The sequence below is a fragment of the Capillibacterium thermochitinicola genome (assembly GCF_013664685.1).
Lineage (GTDB): Bacteria > Bacillota > UBA4882 > UBA10575 > UBA10575 > Capillibacterium > Capillibacterium thermochitinicola.
Map to the genome: position 1 here is coordinate 77,917 of NZ_JAAKDE010000016.1, position 19,957 is coordinate 97,873.

Sequence of the window (19,957 nt, forward strand, 5' to 3'; positions counted from 1 at the left end):
GAGAATGAGAAAATGGATCTTGTCGGTCGTCCTGTCGGTTTTGGCGGTGCTGGCTACATGCACGATGAGCATGGCGTGTCTTTTACTTTTCTATCAACCAGAGATTCCTCAAAAGTGACCTAAAGTGATATTCTACGTTGCAAAAAGCCGCAAAATGTTTTGCTAATTGTCCAAACAAGGTATTTTTAACGACGTAGTAGAAATATTACAAGTACCACGGGAGGACGTATATTTATGTGCATAGACATATATACGTGCTCCCGTTATTAATTATCAATATGCATGCGGACAAAAGGCAGGTGTAATAATTGTCAAAGGAGATGTATTACCAAATTATTCTGGAGAAACAATATTTAACATTATTTTTGACAGTCTGCGTTTTTTTAGTAAACTGGACAATAAATCTTAAATTCGGGTTATTTATCCTTAAATTTCACAAAAAAAATATAAATCTTGTTTTTCCTTGGGCTATTGCGGGTACGATCTATAGCTTGTTTGGCAGGTTAATCATTCCTGATTTCATGTTTTTTTTTACCACATTACTTTTATCGTTCTTTATATTAAAGAGAATAACTGGCACTAAAATAATAAAAGCCCTCTATGCAGCAATATTATCTCTGTTAACAGTTGTCTTTAGTTTTTTATTGTTCGGGCAACCTTTACTGATCAGTGATAAATTTAGGAAACTTATGTTGGAGCCAACCGGAATTATCATTGGGAGCTTGATCGAGGTTATGCTGCCTTTTTTTATTATGCTCTTTTCCCGGACAAGTATCTCATCGAAATTAAGGAGATTAAAAACGTATTGTTTGGATCTAACCATAAATTTATATATTTACCTATTACTTGTCGTGTATGTTTTGTGCATGATAATTTTGTATTTACTTTCTCAGTCTTCTTATAATATTCTAAGAGAATTACTGATAACCGAAGCAATACTGGTGGGTTTTACACTTTTTATCATTTTTCGGATCAGATTGGAAATCAAAAAACAGCAGAAAAAAAGCGAAGAAGACCACAGCACCTATTTGCTGAAAACGATCCTTTCCAAACAACGCGAATACCGCAACTTTTTTCAGGTGATTAGAGCCCTGGCGGAGAGGGGAAAAACCAGGGAGATCGTCGACTATATCGACGATATTCACGCGGAGATGTCCTTGGTGGAGACTTTTAGTGAAGAAAACCTGATTTTCACCTCATTGTTGGTGGCGGAGCAGATTAAAGCCAGAGAAAAGGGGATAATCATTACCAACAACACAAAGACAACCTTAAGCGAGCTGAAGGATCCGGTTAAAGTTTACGATCTCTTCAAGGACCTACTCCAGTGTGTTGTGGCCTACGAAGAAAGGAGTAACCGCGACCAGCATTATCTCAACATCGAAGTTGACGAGGACAGGCAGTATTATTCCTTCATGATTTTGAGAGAATTGGAGGTCAAGCCGGAAAATCTGGAGCCGAGGGCGGAGGGCGGCCCGTTGGAGGATGACCAAACACTGCAGCAGATTAAAAAGCGCATTAAGCAGCTTCATGGGAAGTTTTCCTTTCTGTACAAGGGCGATGAATTGGTCGGTTGCCTGTTTAAAGTAGGTAAGGCCCGGCGCAAAAAGTTTTTCTTGTCTCTTGGGTTATGAGGCAACCTTCCAGGAAAGGAGGCGTCTTTCTTACTGTATACAGCACACCGTTTTTCCTTTGTCACCAGTCTCCTTTGGAAAAGAAGGAGTTTTCTTTTTTATTGTCAAATTATACTTAGAAACACGATGCTTGGGTGGTGTTGTGATGTTAACACGCGGGGTCCAACAGAAGCCCCTCAACCGTGTAACCATAAAAATCATGGGTGATGAATATAACGTGGTCGGACCCGAGTCACCCGAGTATATTAACCACTTGGTTAAAACCATTGAAACCAAAATTGAGGAAGTACAGAAAGCCCACGGTGACGCCAAACTGTCGAAAACCCAATTGGCGATTCTGGTTGCCTTACAGCTCACGGACCAACTGGAGAAGCTTCGGATCACCCATGAAAAAATGGAAAAATTGATTCAAGCCGCCAAATAGAGGTTGCAAGGTCGTATAGACCCTATAAAAATGGAAAAATTACTAAAAGCGGACAAATCGGTTTACACCAACCGGAGGAATTTAGCATGAACCTTGATCTCGCCTTTTTGGACTGGGCAATCATTATTTCGCTCCTTATCTTTACCTACCGGGGGTTTCGTCACGGTTTTGTGCAACAATTTTTAGGGCTCCTTGGTTCCGTGGCTGCCGTGGTCGCCGCTTTTTATTTTTATAAAAAGCTTGGTCTTGTTTTAGCGGAATGGCTCCGCATCTCGGACAACCTCGCCGGTATCCTTGGTTTTATTTTAATTGTGATCGGGATCAGTGCGGTGGTGGGTCTTAGCGGTAAAAAATGGAAAAAAATTACCGACAACTCGGCCATCTCGACGCTCGACGGGATTTTGGGGGCCCTTTTCGGTGCCCTTAAAGTTCTGATCGTCTGGGTCCTGGTTTTACTGCTGCTTTCCTCCATGCCATGGGATTTTATCCAAACCCCTTTACTCGACTCAACACTGGCCCGGGATGTTTTAAAACTAGCCCCCACCTTTTATTTTCTCCAGGAGCGGGCATTGCCGGCTGACGTCCCGCGGCTCTATTTAACCCCTGAGGGGTTACAGTTTAGAAGAGTCGAATACGAAGATTTAGACGGAAGCACCTGTATTGCCTGCGGCGGTGAGGTTCGTTATTTGGGACCGGCCAAGCAAGGCCTTTTTTATTTTCCCCTCTTCGAATGCAGCCTTTGCGGACGGAAAAGTGACGGGTGCCAAACTTTCGAGGGTTTCCATCTTTTTTACGGCCGTTGCCCCTGGGACGCCCGGACCTTCCCCCAGGGCACGAAATGTGAAATTTGGCATACGGAACCTCCGGTTTACCCGGGAACCATCTGTCCAGTATGCGGGCAAAGTAATGTCAGCTCCTTTTAACATGTTGACACGGGTAAACAAGAGGATTTTTGGTGTTTATGTTGAAGTCGCCTTTACGACATGATTATTCAGAAAATAAAGTGAGATAACGATGGTAAACAGCAAATCTAAGCTTCCCGAGTTGCTCGCCCCCGCTGGGGACTGGGAAACCTTAAAGGTTGCCGTTGCCGCCGGGGCCGATGCGGTTTACGTTGGCGGGAAACTCTTTAGCGCCCGCCAGTATGCCACCAACTTTGACCGGGATGAACTGGCAAAAGCCGCCGACTATCTTCATCTGCGCGGGCGAAAGCTGTACATAACCGTTAACACTCTGATTAAACAGGAAGAGATCGATGACCTCTTAGATTACATTAATTTTTTATCCGCCATCGGTGCAGATGCGGTTATCCTTCAGGACTTGGGGGCGCTTTATCTGATCCGCACTTACTGGCCGCAACTGCCGGTTCATGCCAGTACGCAGATGACGGTGCATGACGGAGCGGGAGTACGGCTGCTGAAAAGCCTAGGCGTGGAACGGGTTATTCTCGCCCGCGAACTGAGCTGGGAAGAGATTAAAGCGATCCATGAAGAAAGTCAAGTTGAAATTGAGGTTTTCGTCCACGGCGCGCTTTGTGTGGCCTATTCCGGTGCTTGCCTCTTCAGTAGTCTGGTGGGCGGGCGGAGCGGAAACCGGGGGCGGTGTGCCCAACCCTGCCGTCTGACCTATACTTTATACCAGACCACCGGCCGCGGTAGAGCGGTCCCCGTCTCGGAAAAGGAAAAACACTTGCTTTCCCCGAAAGATCTCTCGCTCATTACCGCTATTCCCCAGTTAATTGTTGCCGGGGTCAGCTCTCTAAAGATTGAAGGCCGGATGAAAGGCCCCGAATACGTGGGCACGGTCGTGAATTGCTACCGGAAGGCCTTGGACCGTTATCGTGAAGCGCCGGAGCAGTTCCGGGTGCTACGGGAAGAGCTAAACGCCTTAACCACTGTTTTCAACCGGGATTTATCCTCCGGTTATTTCTTGGGGGACCTTGGCCCTGCTTTGGCCAGTCCCGAGCGGCCGAACAACCGGGGGCGCTTTATCGGCCGGGTAAAGCAATATGACCAGAAAAGAAAAAGATGCCTGGTTAAACTGGAGGAAGATTTATGCGCGGGCGACGGGGTGGAAGTCTGGGTGAAAGTGGGCGGCCGGGTGGGCACGATCGTTGAGAATCTGACCGTGAACGGAAACCGTGTGGACGTAGCCCGGGCCGGGGAAGAAGCATGGTTTGCTCTGCCGCAGGAAGTGAAACCGGGCGACCGGGTTTTTCTTACTTCCTCCGTGTCGTTGCAGAAAAAAATCCAGGAAATGCTGCGTCCTGATTATTCCGGGTCAAAACTCCCATGTCACCTTCAAGTTAAAGTGGCGCCCGGAAAAAACCTGGTGTTTACGATGGAAGGTTTGGGGGAGAAGGTGGTGGTTACTTCGGCCGATCAAGCACAAGCGGCAACCAAGCACCCCTTAACTGAAGAGATCCTTCATCACCATCTGACCAGGCTAGGGGAGACTCCCTTCCGCGCCGCCAGTTTCACGAGCTTGATTGAGGGGAACCCAATCCTGCCCTTCAGCCAGCTTAATCAGGTCCGCCGGGAAGCGGTGGCCCGCTTAAGCGAGAAGATTTTAACCCCCTACCGTCGGCCCCTAGTTGACCTGCGCCAAGTAAAAGAAGAGGTCATGGAGGCCGCTACCCTCAAAAAACGTTCCGGTCCCTCTTTCTTGACTGTTTTTGCGGGCAATCTTGACCTCTTGAAGGTGGCGTTGGCGGCCGGCATACCAAAGGTAATCTTCGGGGGCGAAAGTTTCACCCCCGGATTTCGTTGGACAAAGGAGCATTTGGCTGCGGCGATTGAACTTGCCCGGCAGGCCAAAGCAAAAGCCATCATTGCCCTGCCCCGGATTACCAGAGAACGGGAGAAGAAAGCCATTGCCAGTTACATCCGGATCAGCAATGAGCTGCAACCCGACGGCTTTCTCCTTTCCCATCTGGGGAGCATCCAAATGGTCCGCGATTATTCTGACTTACCGATTTATGCCAATTATTCTTTTCACTTTTTCAATCCTTTCACCCTTAAGCTACTGCAGAAACAGGGCATTGCGGGGCTGACCCTGTCTCCGGAATTGAACAAAGGGGAAGTCTTCGCCCTGGTCGATTCCCCCCTACTCAGCGAAGTTGAAGTGGAGCTTTTGGTCTTTGGCGCATTGGAATTGATGATCTCCCAGTTCTGTCCCATCGGGGCCTGGGTGGGGGGCAGTAAGCCCCGGAACTGTTCACGTCCCTGTAGACAGCAGCGGTATTTTCTCCGTGACCGGAAAGAGATAGATTTTCCGGTCATGGTGGATGAGTTTTGCCGGATGCATTTACTGAACAGCAGGTATCTTTCGTTGCTGCGCGAACTGGAATCTTTGAAAGAGAAACGCCTTAGCCTACGCTTGGAGCTCCGCCACCAGGATCCGGAGGTGGCGGCCAGGGTGATCCACCTCTTTCAGCGGGGTTTAGCAGGCGGAGGAGGGGAAGCCGACCACGCCACTTTAGAGTCGCTTCTCGGTCAGGAACTGACGCGCGGCCATTTTTACCGCGGAGTTGAATAATAATGATTTACACAGCATCCGAACTGTGATAAAATTTGTTTTGGAGTTTTCTCGCCAAATTGTTAAAGGCCACCCCTTTCTGGGATTACCGTTTCCTCCGGCGGGATTCTCGGATTGGTGGGCTAAGCGATTAAGGAGGTGAAACAAGTGCTGACGGCGGAGAAAAAGGCGGAAATCATTGCCAAGTATCGTCTGCATGAAGACGATACCGGTTCTCCTGAAGTGCAAATTGCGATTCTGACGGAAAGAATAAACTACCTTACCGAGCACTTAAAGGTCCACAAGAAGGATCACCACTCGCGGCGTGGTTTATTAAAGATGGTCGGTCAGCGCAGAGGCCTGTTGAACTACCTGTACAAGACCGACATCCAACGGTACCGTTCGATCGTTGAACGCCTTGGGTTGCGCAAATAGAGAAAAGGAAGCGGGGGGCTCCCCGCTTTTCTTTCTGTATTTGGTAATAATAAAAATAGTTTACCCAGTTTCCGAAGGCATACTTTGGAGAAGGGTAGAAAGGAGGATTATTTATTGAAGAAATACCAAACTGACCTGGCCGGTCGACCTTTGACTGTTGAAATTGACAAAATGGCAAGGCAGGCCAATGGTGCCGCTCTGGTCAGGTATGGGGACACGGTTGTTTTGGTTACGGCCGTGGTTTCCCCCGAACCCCGAGAGGGGATCGATTTTTTCCCGTTGCTGGTAGACTATGAAGAAAGACTGTATGCGGTAGGGAAGATTCCCGGCAGTTTTCTCCGGCGGGAAGGACGGCCGACGGAAAACGCCATCTTGGCCGCCCGGACGATCGACCGGCCGATTCGACCTTTATTCCCGAAGGGTTTCCGCAATGACGTCCAGGTGGTCGCGACTGTCTTGTCGGTTGATCCGGATAATCCGGCTGATACCACAGCGATGATCGGTGCTTCCATCGCCCTTTCTATCTCGGAGATTCCTTTCCAAGGTCCGATTGCCGGTTTACACGTTGGACGGGTGGACGGCAAACTAGTCATCAACCCCACAGCGGAGCAAGCCGCGAAGAGTGATATGGACCTCATCGTTGCCGGGACGAAAGACGCGATTATGATGGTGGAAGCCGGCGCGAACGAGGTACCGGAGGAAGACATCCTGGAAGCCATTCTTTTTGGTCATGAAGAGGTCAAAAAGCTCGTCGCCTTCCAGGAACAGATCAAAGCGGAAATTGGCAAACCGCCGATGGAAGTAGTGGTTGAAGAACCGGATCCGGAACTGTATACTGCGGTAAAAGACTACTGCGCGACCAAGATATCGGAAGCTTTGCGGACCGGGGACAAACAAAAAAGAGAGGCGCAGGTCGACCAGTTGAAAGAAGAAGTCCATCAGCATTTTGCGGTGGAATTAGGGGAAGAAGCCTACGCCGAAAAAGCCAGCATGATCAGTGAAGTCTTCGATTCTTTGGTCAAAGAAGAAGTGCGCCGGATGATCGTGGAGGAAGGGGTTCGGGTGGATGGACGGGCCTTGGATGAAATTCGGCCCATCACTTGTGAAGTAGGAATCCTCCCCCGGACGCATGGTTCCGGCCTCTTTACCCGTGGACAAACCCAGGTTCTCTCCGTAGTTACCTTGGGGCGGATCAGCGAAGAGCAGATCCTGGATGGTTTGGATGATGAAGAGACCAAGCGCTACATACACCACTACAACTTCCCACCCTTTAGTGTTGGCGAAGTAAAACCGGTCCGGGGTCCCGGACGCCGCGAGATTGGTCACGGTGCATTGGCCGAACGGGCGTTGGCCCCGATGATCCCTTCGGAAGAAGAGTTTCCCTATACGATCCGGGTTGTTTCGGAAGTAGTCGAATCAAACGGTTCAACTTCCCAGGCCAGTGTCTGCGGGAGTACGCTTGCGCTGATGGATGCCGGGGTGCCGATCAAGAAACCCGTTGCCGGAGTGGCCATGGGCTTGGTTAAATACCAGGACCAAATCCGGATCCTCACGGACATTCAAGGGTTGGAAGACCATTTGGGCGATATGGACTTTAAAGTGGCCGGGACAAAAGACGGCGTGACCGCCATCCAGATGGACATCAAGATTGCCGGTATTACCCGGGAAATTCTGCAACAGGCATTGGAGCAGGCCAGAAAAGGAAGGCTCTTTATCCTCGACAAAATGTTGGCAGTCATCGAAAAACCCAGGCCCGACCTGTCGCCCTATGCGCCACGGATGATTACTTTCGAAATTGATCCCGATAAGATCCGTGATGTGATTGGACCCGGCGGTAAAACAATCCGTAAAATCATTGAAGAAACCGGTGTCGATATTGACATTGAAGACGACGGCCGCGTCTTTATCACTTCGGTGGACAGCGCAGCCGGGGAAAAAGCGAAAGCCATTATTGACCGGTTGACCAGCGATGTGGAAGTCGGAAAGACCTATCTGGGGAAAGTCGTCCGTTTGATGAACTTTGGCGCCTTTGTCGAGATCCTGCCGGGGAAAGAAGGTTTGGTCCATATTTCCCAACTGGCGAAGGAACGGGTGGCCAAGGTGGAGGATGTCGTCCAGGTGGGCGATGAGATCTTGGTCAAAGTTACTGAGATCGACAAGTTGGGCCGGATCAATCTCTCCCGGAAAGCCCTCCTCCTCGAGCAGGAACGGAACTAAACGAGAACCGAGAGGAACTTCTCGGTTTTTTTACTTTATTCACAAATGAATTACATCCGCACATATACTATTTAAAAAAACTACCTTCAGGCAACAGAGAGGAGGAATGAGAATAGCCCCTTGGTTCCACCTTAAACGTTACGAACGGCTGCTTCTTTTGGGTATTACCCTGGTTTCCTTTCTCAAGTGTTTGATCTTTCCCAACGCCCTGGATGTAATCCTCTTAGTCGGACTGTTACTGCTCGACGGAATGATCTTTCTCGGTAACAGAAAAGGCCTCTAAAACGGGGCTTTTTTTCTTTGGTGACGGGAAAAGAGTTTTTCCTTTTTTTATTAAAAATACTTGACAAATCCAGTAAATTGGGGCATGATGGATAGTGGAGAGACAAAGTGGAGCGAAGTGGAGTGAAATGGAGAAGAGGGTGGAACGGTTTTGTTTATGGGGGAATACCAACATTCCTTAGATGATAAGGGACGCCTCATCATCCCCGCCAAACTAAGGGAAGGGTTGGGGGAGAAGTTTATTCTCACCCGTGGACTTGACCGTTCGCTCTTTGTTTATCCCCTCTCCGAGTGGGAAACCATAGAAGAAAGAATGCGGTCTTTACCGACAACACAGGCCGATGCCCGTGCCTTTGTCCGGATGTTCTTCTCGGGCGCCGTTGAATGTGAACCGGACAAGCAGTGGCGGATTTCCATTCCGCCCCATCTCCGCGCCTACGCCCAGATTGACAAGGACCTTTATATTCTTGGTGTTTCCACCCGTATTGAAATTTGGGCGCGTGAGGTCTGGGAGGCATATGCGGCGCAGGCGGAAGAATCCTATGAAACGTTGGCCGAAAAGATTGTTGGGATTGGAATCTAAGGGAAATAGGAAGGTTACATATGGCAGAAGTCAGGCACCAACCGGTGATGCCGGCGGAGGTTATCCAGTACCTGGACCCCAAACCGGGAGAAGTGATCGTTGATGGAACGATCGGTTTAGGTGGGCATAGCAAACTAATTGCCGCCCGGCTGGGGACAGAAGGGTTCCTGATCGGAATTGATCAAGACGGGTCGGCTTTGGCGCTTGCCCGTGAAAACCTGGCTTCTTTCACGGGAAAATTGCTCCTGTTCCATGATAATTTCCGTAATCTCGGGTCAATTATACGGCAATCGTCGCCGCAAGGCATCGATGGCCTGCTGCTTGATCTCGGTGTCTCTTCCCTCCAACTTGATTGGGGGGAAAGGGGTTTTTCTTATCAACAAGAGGCTGCTTTGGATATGCGGATGAATCCGGAGCAAACATTTTCCGCAGCGGACCTGGTCAATACGTATTCCCAAGCAGAATTGACGCGGATACTCCGTGAGTACGGGGAAGAGCGGTGGGCCAGCCGGATTGCCCAGTTTATTGTGGAAGCGCGCAAAAAAGCGCCCCTGACCACCACTGACCAGTTGGTTGAGGTGATTAAAGCAGCAATTCCAGCCGGGGCGCGGCGGACCGGTCCCCATCCTGCCCGTCGTACCTTTCAAGCAATTCGGATCGCCGTCAACCAGGAGCTTGAAGCCCTCGCGGAAGGTCTCGAGGCCGGAATTGCGGCTCTTAAACCGGGCGGTCGCATTGTGGTGATTAGTTTCCATTCCTTGGAAGATCGGATCGTGAAAAGGACATTTCGCCAGAGAGCCAAGGCGTGTCACTGCCCTCCCGGGCTCCCTGTTTGCCAGTGTAAAGGAAAACCGGATTTAAAGATCTTAACCCCGCAGCCCGTGGTTCCCACCGCAGAAGAGTGTCAAAAGAACCCCCGCAGCAGGAGCGCCAAACTTCGGGCCGCCTATAAACTGGTCTAGGTTAGGAAAGGAGAGCATAATAATGATCAGGGCCGGTGCGAGCAGGTTAACACCCGATCCCCCTAAGGTGCGCACCAAGAAGGTTAAGAAAGTTATCATCAATATGGATCAAGTCCGGAATGTTCTGCGGGTGGGTGGGTTGTTTGTTGTTTTAACGATGGCGAACGCCTCAATTCAAGCCCTTGTGGCCCAGACTCAGTATCACTTAAAAGAAGTCCAGGCGGAAATACAGACGGTGGACCAGAAGATCGGTTGGCTCCAGTATGAACTGGCCGGTCACCTTTCCCAACAACAAATTGCACGGTTAACGCGGGGACGGGAAGAGGCGGGCCAGAGGGAGCAGAATGCCCAGGTCCAGCTGTCGCCGAATCTTGTTCTCCCGCCGAACATTTTAAGCATTGATCCGGCCACTCCACTTCCGCAAAAAACGATCACGGCAAAGATCTATGATTGGGTGTCTGGGATGGGACGGACCTTGGCCGAAGGAGTATTTGCGGAGTGAGAAGTTAGGGGAGGTATCCTGGTGCCCGGGTTAAATCCATTAGTGATCAGAAAAAGAACGACCTTACTTCTATTAGGTATTTTTGGCGTTATTGGAATCCTGACAGGTCGTCTTTTTTATATTCAGGGGATTAAAGCCAGTTACTATCAGCACATGGCAGAAGACCAAAGGCTGAGGGACATTCGGGTCGAACCGATGCGTGGTACAATCTTCGACCGGAATATGAATACCTTGGCCTTTAGTTTCGATACGGAAGCCGTTTACGCAATTCCTTACCAGATTAAAGATCCGCAGGGCACGGCGAAAATTATTGCCGAAAAATTAAACCTCGCGGAAAAGGAAGTCTATAGTAAGCTGACGAAAAAAACATCGTTTGTGTGGCTGAAATTAAGACCTTTACCGGAAGAAGTGCAAAAGATTAAAGAAGCCCGCCTGCCGGGCGTGGAGGTAGCCCAAAAAGCGCAACGGTTTTATCTCCAGGGGAGCTTGGCCGCCCATGTACTGGGGATCTCCGGGATCGACAACCAGGGGTTGGAAGGTATTGAAAAATACTACGACCAATATCTCTGTGGGATTCCCGGCCGTGAACAGGCCGAGTATGATTCCAAAGGGAATCACATCCCTTTGGGTGAACGACGTTTTATCGACGCCCAGAACGGAGCGTCGATCGTTTTGACCATTGACCAGGTGATCCAGTACATTGCCGAACGCGAGTTGGAAAAGGCGGTTTTAGCGAATGGGGCCAAAAAAGGGGCAGTCATCCTTATGGACCCCATGACCGGTGAAATCCTTGCCCTCGCCAATTACCCTTCTTTCGATCCCAATAACTACGCCCAGTATCCGGCGGCGAACCGGCGAAACTGGGTCCTTTCGGATCAGTATGAACCGGGTTCGACGTTTAAGATTATCACGGCGGCGGCGGCCCTGGAAGAAGGCATCGTCCGGCGGGATTCCCAGTTTTTCGATCCGGGTTTTATTATTGTGGAAGACCGGCGGCTTAAATGCTGGCGGGCGGGAGGACACGGCAGTCAAACCTTTGTCGAAGCGGTCGAGAATTCTTGCAATCCGGTCTTTGCTTCGCTCGCCCTCCGTTTGGGGCCGCAGAAGTTTTTCCAATATATTCAGGCCTTTGGTTTTGGCCAGCAAACCGGGGTGGACTTTCCCGGGGAAGCGCGGGGCATCATTCCTCCGCTTTCGCGCATCAAAAACGTTGAGCTGGCGACGATCGGATTTGGGCAAGGGATTTCGATCACTCCTCTACAGTTGCTTTGCGCGCTTAGTGCCATCGCCAACGGCGGCAAACTTCTGGAGCCCCGCTTGGTGAAGGAGATCCGCACCCCCGACGGGAAGGAAATTTTAAAAAGCTTTGACGTCAAAGTAGTCCGGCAGGTCATTTCGGAACAAACTGCCCGCGAGCTGGCGTCCATCTTGACTTCGGTGGTAGAAAACGGTTCCGGGAACCGGGCCCGGATTGCCGGATACCGGGTGGCAGGGAAAACCGGAACGGCGCAAAAGCCGGACAAAGGCGGATACGGGCAAGAACGGATTGCGTCATTTATTGGGTTTGCCCCGGTGGAGAACCCGAAAGTAGTCGGGATCATTATCTTAGACGAGCCGCAAGGACCGGTTAAATACGGTGGGGTCATCGCCGCTCCGTTTTTCTCCTCGATCGTCGGGGATGTTCTCCGGTATCTAGGGGTTGAACCCAGCCGGGAGTTGGAAGATCGGCAACAAAAACGCGAAGACAACGCGGTGGTCGTTCCGAACGTGATCCACTTGCCCAAGGGGGAAGCGATTCAGATCTTGAAACAGATGGGACTGACCCACCGGGAACTCGGCGTGGGCGAATATGTCATTGACCAGAATCCGAAGGCCGGTGTCGCGGTTGAACCGCGCACAACCATCTTGCTCTATTACGATGAAGAATCAAGGTACCGCAGAGAACACACCACGGTTTTGGTACCAAACCTAACCGGACTTACCCCACAGGAAGCAACCAAAGCCCTAACGGATCTGGGGTTAAAAATTGCGGTTAATGGGTCGGGGATCGCCTATCAACAGGTCCCGGCCCCTGGAACGCGGCTTTCGGCCGGAGCGACCGTTACGGTTTACTTTATTGCTCCCGATGCAAGCCGGAACCATTAGTGGAATAAAATGCTAAAAATTGTCAAGAATAGCAATGGGCGGAGAAATATCTAATTTTATCAGTTGAAGGTGTTAAAGATGAAGTTAAAAACAATTTTGAATGGGATTGCCATCCGTCAATTCAGTGGTGATCCGGAGGTCGAAATTTCCTCGGTTGTTACCAATTCGCAAGCAGTAACCCCCGGTGCTTTGTTTATTGCCCTAAGGGGATCCCGCCATGACGGGCATCATTTTATCGACGAAGCGGTGGCGAAAGGGGCCAGCGCCGTCATGGTGGAAGAGCCGGTGTCCGTGGCGGCTGGCGTATGCGTGGTTCAGGTGGAAGACACCCAAAGCGCGCAAACAATAGTCGGGAAGAATTTTTATGGGGATCCGGCCGCGAAACTAAAACTAATCGGGATTACTGGAACCAAAGGGAAAACCACGACCGCCTTTATGATCGCTTCCATTCTCCAAGCGGCCGGTTTTAAGGTGGGCTTAATCGGGACCAATTATTACTTGGTCAACGGGGAAAAACTCCCCTCCGTGAACACCACGCCCGCCTCCTTAGAACTCCACCGGCTCTTTGCGGAAATGGTGAAAGGTCAAACCGAGTATGTGGTGATGGAAGTCTCCTCCCACGCCATTGCTTTGGGGCGGATTGCCGGTTTAGAATTTTACCGCGGTGTTTTTACCAATATTACCCGCGACCATTTGGATTTTCATCAAACCTTTGAAGAGTATTTAAAGGTAAAAACGAAATTTATTGCGGACTTGTCTCCTTTGACCGCAAAAGCCATCATCAATGTGGATGATCCTTACGGTCCGCAGATCGCGGCGGCGACCGCTGCCGACGTGATCACCTATGGTCTGAGCAGCGATGCCCGGGTGCGGGCGGAAAACATTAAAATGACCATGCGTGAGACGAGCTTTGACTTGGTTAGCCCCGAGGGGTGTTTTCCCCTGCGCCTAAATTTAATTGGCCGTTTTAATGTCTACAATGCGTTAGCCGCCAGTAGCCTCGGCCTTTCCCTTGGCCTGAACGGCGAGGTGATCCGGAGTGGACTCGCACGGCTGGAAGGGGTATCGGGACGTTTTGAGCTTGTCCCTACCCCCGGTGATTACACCGTGGTTATTGATTATGCACATACCCCAGACAGTTTAAAAAATCTGTTGCAGACCGCCCGGGCCTTGGTGAAAAACCGGTTGATCACGGTTTTCGGGTGCGGCGGAAACCGGGACCAAGGGAAAAGACCGTTGATGGGCGGGATTGCCGCCGAACTAAGTGACTACACAATTATTACCAACGATAATCCCCGTTGGGAAGACCCCGCCGCCATTGCGGAACAGATTAAAGCCGGCTTTTTAGAGAAAAAACCCGACGGCAACGTTACTGTCCTCCTGGACCGGGGGGAGGCCATTCGTCAGGCAGTCATGATGGCGGAAACTGGTGATATGGTGGTTATTGCCGGCAAAGGACACGAAACCTATCAGGATTTTGGCAGTTATAAAATCCATTTTGACGACAAAGAAGCCGTCCTGGCGGCGGCGAAAGAGAAAGCAGAGGCTTGACAACGATGCCCAAGTTTACTCTGGAAGAGATAATCAAAGCAACCAACGGCCGGCTTTTAACGGCAGGAAGCCATCCGCAAATTACGGGTGTAAGTATTGACAGCCGCAGCCTGGTCCCTGGGGACGTTTTTTTTGCGTTGAAAGGTCCCAACTTTGATGGCCATGATTTTGCAGCGGCGGCGGCAGAAAAAGGGGCAGCCGCGATCGTCTGTGGGCGGGAGCTTGATCTTCCTGCCACCTGGCCGGGTGCGGTAATCAAAGTGCCCGACACTTTGTTGGCCTACGGAGATTTAGCCCGTTATCACCGCCAACGCTATACCATTCCGGTAATCGGAATTACCGGGAGTAATGGCAAAACCACCACTAAAGAGTTGAGCGCGGCGGTCTTGGGCGCAAGGTACCACGTGGTGAAGACGGAGAAAAACTATAATAACGAGATTGGACTGCCGCAGACTTTATTCCAGATCGACGAGACCACCGAGGCGGTCGTGGTGGAGATGGGGATGCGCGGCCCCGGCCAGATCGCCTATCTGACCAGGCTGGCTCAACCGACGGTCGGCGTTGTTACCAACATCGGCGTGACCCACCTGGAGCTGTTGGGAACCCAGGAGGCCATTGCCGCTGCCAAAGGAGAATTGATTGCCGGCCTTCCCCCGTCGGGATTGGCCGTGCTCAATGGCGATGACCCGTTGGTGACCCCAATGGCAAGGAAATTCCCGGGGGAGACTCTTTTTTATAGTCTAAAAAGGCCGGACGACCATGGGGAAACCGAGCCTGCACTCTACCTGGTCGAGTCCGCAACCGAAGGCGACCAGGAAGTGGTGCTGGTGGACGGCCGCTGGGGTAAGTTTGAATTTACCCTGCCCTTACTGGGCCGTCATAATATCGCCAATGCTTTGGCCGCCCTTATCGTCGGGCTATCGCTCGGCCTAACCCGGGACCAAGTGGTGCGCGGTTTGCAACGGGTCAACCCTGTCGAAAACCGGCTTCGGAAAATAGAAGTCGGTGGGATTACCGTTTTGGATGATACGTACAATGCCAGCCCGCCATCGGTTCGGGCCGCTTTGGAAGTTTTGTCCAACATGAAAAACCCCGGACGCAAGATTGCCGTTCTAGGAGACATGCTGGAACTGGGCCCCCTCGCCCGGGAAGCCCACCATCAGATCGGGGAATTAACCGCCGCCTACGGTTGTAAGGCTCTTTTTGCCTATGGTCCTTTGTCCGTCGCAACCACGGAAGGGGCCGCGCAAAAAGGCGTTTACGCCCGTCATTTCACCACCAAAGATGAGCTTTGGGAGGAACTAAAGACTTATTTAACCTCGGGAGATACGGTATTGTTCAAAGGTTCACGGGGGATGGCCATGGAAACTTTAGTCGAAAAGGTCATAGCCCATAATTGGGGGGAATAAGAATGAGAATTCCTTGGTTCGGTCTGGCTCTGGCCGGCACCACGGCCTTTTTCATTGTTGTTCTGTTCGGACCTTATGTCATTCGTCTATTAACCAAACTAAAGTGCGGTCAGACGGTCAGAAGCGATGGACCCAAAACCCACCAGAGCAAAAGCGGCACCCCGACGATGGGTGGTCTTCTTATTCTGTTTGGGATCACCGCGGGAACGATTGCAGGCCTTGGGGGCAACTGGTCCTACAATCTCATTTGGACGGTCTTTATCACCCTGGCCTTTGGGGCTTTAGGTTTGCTTGATGACCTTTTAATCATTGTTTTTCACCGGTCTTTGGGTTTAAAAGCCCGTCATAAACTGCTCGGGCAAGTGTTTTTTGCTGGCCTTTTTGGTCTGTATGTGGTGCAATCGGGGGCGATGGAGACCTTAAAAATTCCCTACTTCAATACCCATCTGGCCTTCATCAATCCGGTGCTGACCTTTTTATTTGTGGTCTTTACTCTGGTTGCCATGTCGAATGCGGTAAATCTCACCGACGGTCTGGACGGCTTGGCGAGTGGAACCACTTTAATTGCCGGACTGGCCATGGGCATTTTGGCGCTGGTCCAGGGAGAAATGAGCCTCGGAATCTTTGCTGCGGCTTTGGCCGGTGCCTGTCTCGGTTTTATTTGGTTTAATGCGCCACCGGCCCAGGTTTTTATGGGGGACACAGGGGCCTTGGCCCTCGGTGGGGCGCTGGCCGCGATTGGTATTCTGTCCCGGACGGCCCTTTTTCTGCCCATCATTGGGGGAGTTTTTGTGGCCGAGAATCTTTCGGTCATTCTCCAAGTCCTCAGTTTCAGAATGCGAGGAAAAAGGATTTTACGGATGGCCCCCCTGCACCACCATTTTGAGCTGGGCGGGTTGGCCGAAAGTAAAGTAGTGGTGCGGTTTTGGGTTGTCAGCATCTTATTGGCATTATTAGGCCTGGCCGGGTATAAAATAGGATAAGTAGGGCGAATTATGGTCACGACACGCGGGAGTGGGGTGAGGATATGAAAGCAGGAAAACCGGATCTGTTCATCTTTTTAGTGGTCTTGTTCCTGTTAACCCTTGGTGTGGTGATGGTGACCAGCGCAAGTTTCCCGCGGGCCTTAAGCGCGACCGGTGGGGCCGATCCCTTTTCTTTCGGTAAAAAACAGCTGTTTTTCACCCTTCTCTCCCTGGTCATCATGGTCTTCATGATTAACTTTGATTACCACCGGTTTCGCCGTTTTACGGTTTTGTTTGCGGTTTTGACACCTGTCTTGCTGGTGTTGGTCCTCTTTTTGGGCAACGAAATCAACGGAGCCCGGCGGTGGTTTGACTTTAAAATCTTTAACTTTCAACCTTCAGAGTTTGCCAAACTGGCGCTTATCTTTGTCTTGGCCCATTATTTGACCGAGATCGGGGCAGAAGTGCGGAGCTTTTCTACGGGGATCCTTGTTCCCCTGATCTATGTTGGCTTAATCTGTGGGTTGGTCATGATGGAACCGGATTTGGGAACCACCATTGTTATTTTTGTCATCTTCTTGACGATGCTTTTTGCCGCGGGCGTACGGATTTCCCATCTTTTTTTGGTTGCCTTGTTTGTGGCACCCGTCGGTGTTTATTTAATCATCCAAGAACCCTACCGTCTGCAGCGGCTTTTTACCTTTATTGACCCGATGCAGGACCCCCAAGGTTCGGGCTGGCAAATTCTCCAATCTTTGATGGCTTTAGGTTCCGGTGGGATCATCGGGTTGGGGCTTGGGCGGAGCCGGCAGAAATTTTTTTACTTGCCGGAACCCCATAACGATTATATTTTTTCCATTATCGGTGAAGAATTGGGCCTCCTCGGGACCATGCTGGTGCTGGTTCTCTTTCTTTGTCTGGCGTGGCGTGGGTATAAAATCGCCTTGGCAACCAAGGATCATTACGGGAGCCTCTTGGCGGTAGGGATCACCTCTTGGCTTGTCATTCAGGCCTTAATCAATATTGCCGTCGTGACCGCCACGATTCCAGCGACCGGGATTACGCTTCCCTTTCTAAGTTATGGCGGCTCTTCTTTGGGCATTACTATGATGGCGGTCGGTATTTTACTGAATATCTCCCGTGATCCACGGGAAAGTTTGTAGCTGTTGGCGGAAGTAAGTGCAAACGGGGGACAAACCTGGCCCGTTGTCACTAAGATGATGTCTTTTGCATAGAATACCTACGTCAGAATACGGTGTTGACAAGAATCGTCCCGACAGCGCAAACGCACTTTAGTTTAACTTTATATGTAATTGATGATTCGGCATGAATGGAGGTGACACGGGTGGAACAGTTACATATAGTCGGCGGACAGCGGCTTCGTGGCCAAGTTCGGATCAGTGGCGCCAAAAATGCGGTCCTCAAACTAATGGCGGCTTCGCTTTTGGTTGAAAACGAATGTATTATCCGGAATGTCCCCTTAATTCAGGATGTTTTAACCATGATTGAGGTCTTGCGCAGTTTAGGTGTGGAGATAACTTGGGAGGATGAAGCCGTTTTACGGATCAAGCCAACGAAAGACTTGAACCATGTTGCCCGCGATGAACTGGTCAAAGAGATGCGTGCCTCCGTTCAGGTGATGGGTCCGCTTTTAACGAAAATTGGCCGGGTTAAACTTTACCAGCCGGGTGGCTGCGTGATCGGACAGCGCCCCATTGATTTACACCTCAAAGGTTTCCAAGCCTTAGGGGCCAAGGTAGTGGAAGAGCACGGCTATGTATATGCCGAAGCCAAAAGACTAAAAGGCGTCGATATTCACCTTGATTTCCCCAGTGTCGGGGCGACCGAAAATATAATGGCCGCCGCAATCCTGGCGGAAGGGACGACGGTGATTAAGAACGCAGCAAAAGAACCGGAAATCATCGAGGAACAAAACTTTTATAACCGTTTAGGGGCCCGGATCAGGGGGGCGGGGACGGACACGATCCGGATTGAAGGCGTTCCGGCGCTGCGCCCGGTCTCGGTTGATTATACCGTGATACCAGACCGGATCGAAGCGGGAACCTATATTTTGGCCGCCGCGATTACAGGGGGGGAGATCACCCTTCTTGACGTGATTCCCGAACATTTCGAAGCATTGACTTCCAAATTAAGGGAGAGCGGGGTCCAGATTGAGATTGACGGTGATACCTTGAAAGTCACCGCGGACCGCAGGTTAAAATCCGTTGACGTTACGGTCTTGCCCTACCCCGGCTTTCCCACCGATTTACAGCCCCAGATGACCGCAGTCATGTCGCTGGCCGAAGGAACCAGCCTTATTACGGAGAATGTTTTTGGCGCCCGTTTCCGTTATGTCGATGAATTGGTACGGATGGGGGCCAACATTCGCGTGGAAGGAAGAAGTGCGGTGGTGAAGGGCGTAAAGCGCCTGACCGGTGCCGGGGTGATCGCGCCGGACCTGCGGGCGGGAGCAGCACTGGTGTTGGCGGGATTGGCGGCGGAAGGAAAAACCGTCATTGAAGGGGTTCATTTTATTGACCGTGGGTATGAACGGATCGAGGAAAAATTGTCGGCCCTAGGAGCGGATATTTCCCGTATTACCCTTTGACCAAACAACCTCCCACAGAAATGAGCTAAAAATTTAAGGAATATTTTTCAGGGAAACTCGTAACATTTAAGGAGAGAACTATTATTCAGGGGGAGGGCTAAATTTGGAAACGAAAAAGTCACTGAAGGCCTTTACTTCGATCTTGACTAAAGTGGCCGGTCTGGTTTTCTTTGCGTTTCTTGCCATATCTTTGGGGGTAATCTTTGGGACCTTATTTAAAGACTGGGTCAGCGAAGACCCGTTGTCTCCGGTTCAGGGTTTAAACGAACCATACCAGGAACCGTTGACGATCAAACTTCCTGAACAGCAACAGCAAAGACCAAGTGACACCAGTAGTAGTTACTTGTACACAGACGAATATTTCCTGGAGGAAAAACCGGTCAGCTTTAAAGTTCAGGTTGGCCCCTTCCAATTGCGGGAGGAAGCTCTTCAGGTCGCCAGCCTGTTACAGAGTGAAGGGTATCCGGTGTTTGTCAGTAGAGGCCAGCCGTGTTATGTTCAGGTTGGTGCATTTTCCAATCCGCAGAACGCGAACAATCTCCAGAACGAACTCTTGAGTAAAGGTTATGCCGCCTATATTAAAGAAGAATAGGAGTAAGGATAAGAATAATAAAAATAACCATGGATAGATAATGGCGGTCGGGGTCCGTTCGTTAAACCTTTTAAAACGGCAATTCTTTTGAGAGCAGGATTTAAAAAAGAATTGTCGTATTTTTTTGTATGCTCT

General features: G+C 50.6%; 18 protein-coding genes. All 18 read left to right on the plus strand.

What is annotated here, in order from left to right:
* Positions 1 to 4: 4 nt before the first annotated feature.
* The 18 genes from G5B42_RS12355 (at position 5) to G5B42_RS08790 (ending at position 19,822) form a co-directional block, all read left to right on the plus strand.
* Positions 5 to 118 (plus strand): cyclic lactone autoinducer peptide, encoded by a 114-nt coding sequence (locus G5B42_RS12355; protein WP_181340084.1) that lies wholly within the window; start codon positions 5 to 7, stop codon positions 116 to 118.
* Between the two features lie 859 nt (positions 119 to 977).
* Complete coding sequence (locus G5B42_RS08710; protein ID WP_231133384.1) at positions 978 to 1,631, plus strand: hypothetical protein; 654 nt, start codon at positions 978 to 980, stop codon at positions 1,629 to 1,631.
* A 145-nt stretch (positions 1,632 to 1,776) separates the two neighbouring features.
* Positions 1,777 to 2,055, plus strand: a complete 279-nt coding sequence (locus G5B42_RS08715; protein ID WP_181340086.1) for a cell division protein ZapA — start codon at positions 1,777 to 1,779, stop codon at positions 2,053 to 2,055.
* A gap of 86 nt (positions 2,056 to 2,141) precedes the next feature.
* Entirely contained in the window at positions 2,142 to 2,978 is an 837-nt protein-coding gene (locus G5B42_RS08720; RefSeq protein WP_181340087.1) for a CvpA family protein, read from the plus strand.
* Positions 2,979 to 3,069: 91 nt separating this feature from the next.
* Entirely contained in the window at positions 3,070 to 5,592 is a 2,523-nt protein-coding gene (locus tag G5B42_RS08725; RefSeq protein WP_181340088.1) for a DUF3656 domain-containing U32 family peptidase, read from the plus strand.
* 147 nt (positions 5,593 to 5,739) lie between these two features.
* A complete protein-coding gene (rpsO, locus tag G5B42_RS08730) occupies positions 5,740 to 6,006 on the plus strand; it encodes a 30S ribosomal protein S15 (RefSeq protein WP_181340089.1) in 267 nt (88 codons plus the stop codon).
* A gap of 171 nt (positions 6,007 to 6,177) precedes the next feature.
* Entirely contained in the window at positions 6,178 to 8,223 is a 2,046-nt protein-coding gene (pnp, locus tag G5B42_RS08735; protein ID WP_407926908.1) for a polyribonucleotide nucleotidyltransferase, read from the plus strand.
* Positions 8,224 to 8,329: 106 nt separating this feature from the next.
* Complete coding sequence (locus G5B42_RS08740) at positions 8,330 to 8,506, plus strand: hypothetical protein (RefSeq protein ID WP_181340091.1); 177 nt, start codon at positions 8,330 to 8,332, stop codon at positions 8,504 to 8,506.
* 150 nt (positions 8,507 to 8,656) lie between these two features.
* Entirely contained in the window at positions 8,657 to 9,088 is a 432-nt protein-coding gene (mraZ, locus tag G5B42_RS08745) for a division/cell wall cluster transcriptional repressor MraZ (RefSeq protein WP_181340092.1), read from the plus strand.
* 20 nt (positions 9,089 to 9,108) lie between these two features.
* Positions 9,109 to 10,050, plus strand: a complete 942-nt coding sequence (rsmH, locus tag G5B42_RS08750; RefSeq protein WP_181340093.1) for a 16S rRNA (cytosine(1402)-N(4))-methyltransferase RsmH — start codon at positions 9,109 to 9,111, stop codon at positions 10,048 to 10,050.
* A gap of 67 nt (positions 10,051 to 10,117) precedes the next feature.
* On the plus strand, positions 10,118 to 10,552 hold the full coding sequence (locus tag G5B42_RS08755) for a hypothetical protein (RefSeq protein ID WP_231133385.1): 435 nt from the start codon (positions 10,118 to 10,120) through the stop codon (positions 10,550 to 10,552).
* A gap of 21 nt (positions 10,553 to 10,573) precedes the next feature.
* Positions 10,574 to 12,697: a stage V sporulation protein D gene (locus G5B42_RS08760; protein ID WP_331274094.1), complete on the plus strand. Its 2,124-nt coding sequence runs from the start codon at positions 10,574 to 10,576 to the stop codon at positions 12,695 to 12,697.
* Positions 12,698 to 12,775: 78 nt separating this feature from the next.
* Positions 12,776 to 14,248 (plus strand): UDP-N-acetylmuramoyl-L-alanyl-D-glutamate--2,6-diaminopimelate ligase, encoded by a 1,473-nt coding sequence (locus tag G5B42_RS08765; RefSeq protein WP_181340095.1) that lies wholly within the window; start codon positions 12,776 to 12,778, stop codon positions 14,246 to 14,248.
* A 5-nt stretch (positions 14,249 to 14,253) separates the two neighbouring features.
* Positions 14,254 to 15,657, plus strand: coding sequence for a UDP-N-acetylmuramoyl-tripeptide--D-alanyl-D-alanine ligase (locus G5B42_RS08770; RefSeq protein ID WP_181340096.1), 1,404 nt, complete (start codon positions 14,254 to 14,256; stop codon positions 15,655 to 15,657).
* Between the two features lie 2 nt (positions 15,658 to 15,659).
* Complete coding sequence (gene mraY, locus G5B42_RS08775) at positions 15,660 to 16,640, plus strand: phospho-N-acetylmuramoyl-pentapeptide-transferase (RefSeq protein WP_181340097.1); 981 nt, start codon at positions 15,660 to 15,662, stop codon at positions 16,638 to 16,640.
* A 44-nt stretch (positions 16,641 to 16,684) separates the two neighbouring features.
* Positions 16,685 to 17,785 carry a putative lipid II flippase FtsW gene (gene ftsW, locus G5B42_RS08780; RefSeq protein WP_181340098.1) on the plus strand — a complete coding sequence of 367 codons (1,101 nt, stop codon included), beginning with the start codon at positions 16,685 to 16,687 and terminating at the stop codon, positions 17,783 to 17,785.
* A gap of 182 nt (positions 17,786 to 17,967) precedes the next feature.
* A complete protein-coding gene (gene murA, locus G5B42_RS08785) occupies positions 17,968 to 19,230 on the plus strand; it encodes a UDP-N-acetylglucosamine 1-carboxyvinyltransferase (RefSeq protein WP_181340099.1) in 1,263 nt (420 codons plus the stop codon).
* Between the two features lie 103 nt (positions 19,231 to 19,333).
* Positions 19,334 to 19,822, plus strand: coding sequence for an SPOR domain-containing protein (locus tag G5B42_RS08790; protein WP_181340100.1), 489 nt, complete (start codon positions 19,334 to 19,336; stop codon positions 19,820 to 19,822).
* Positions 19,823 to 19,957 lie beyond the last annotated feature (135 nt).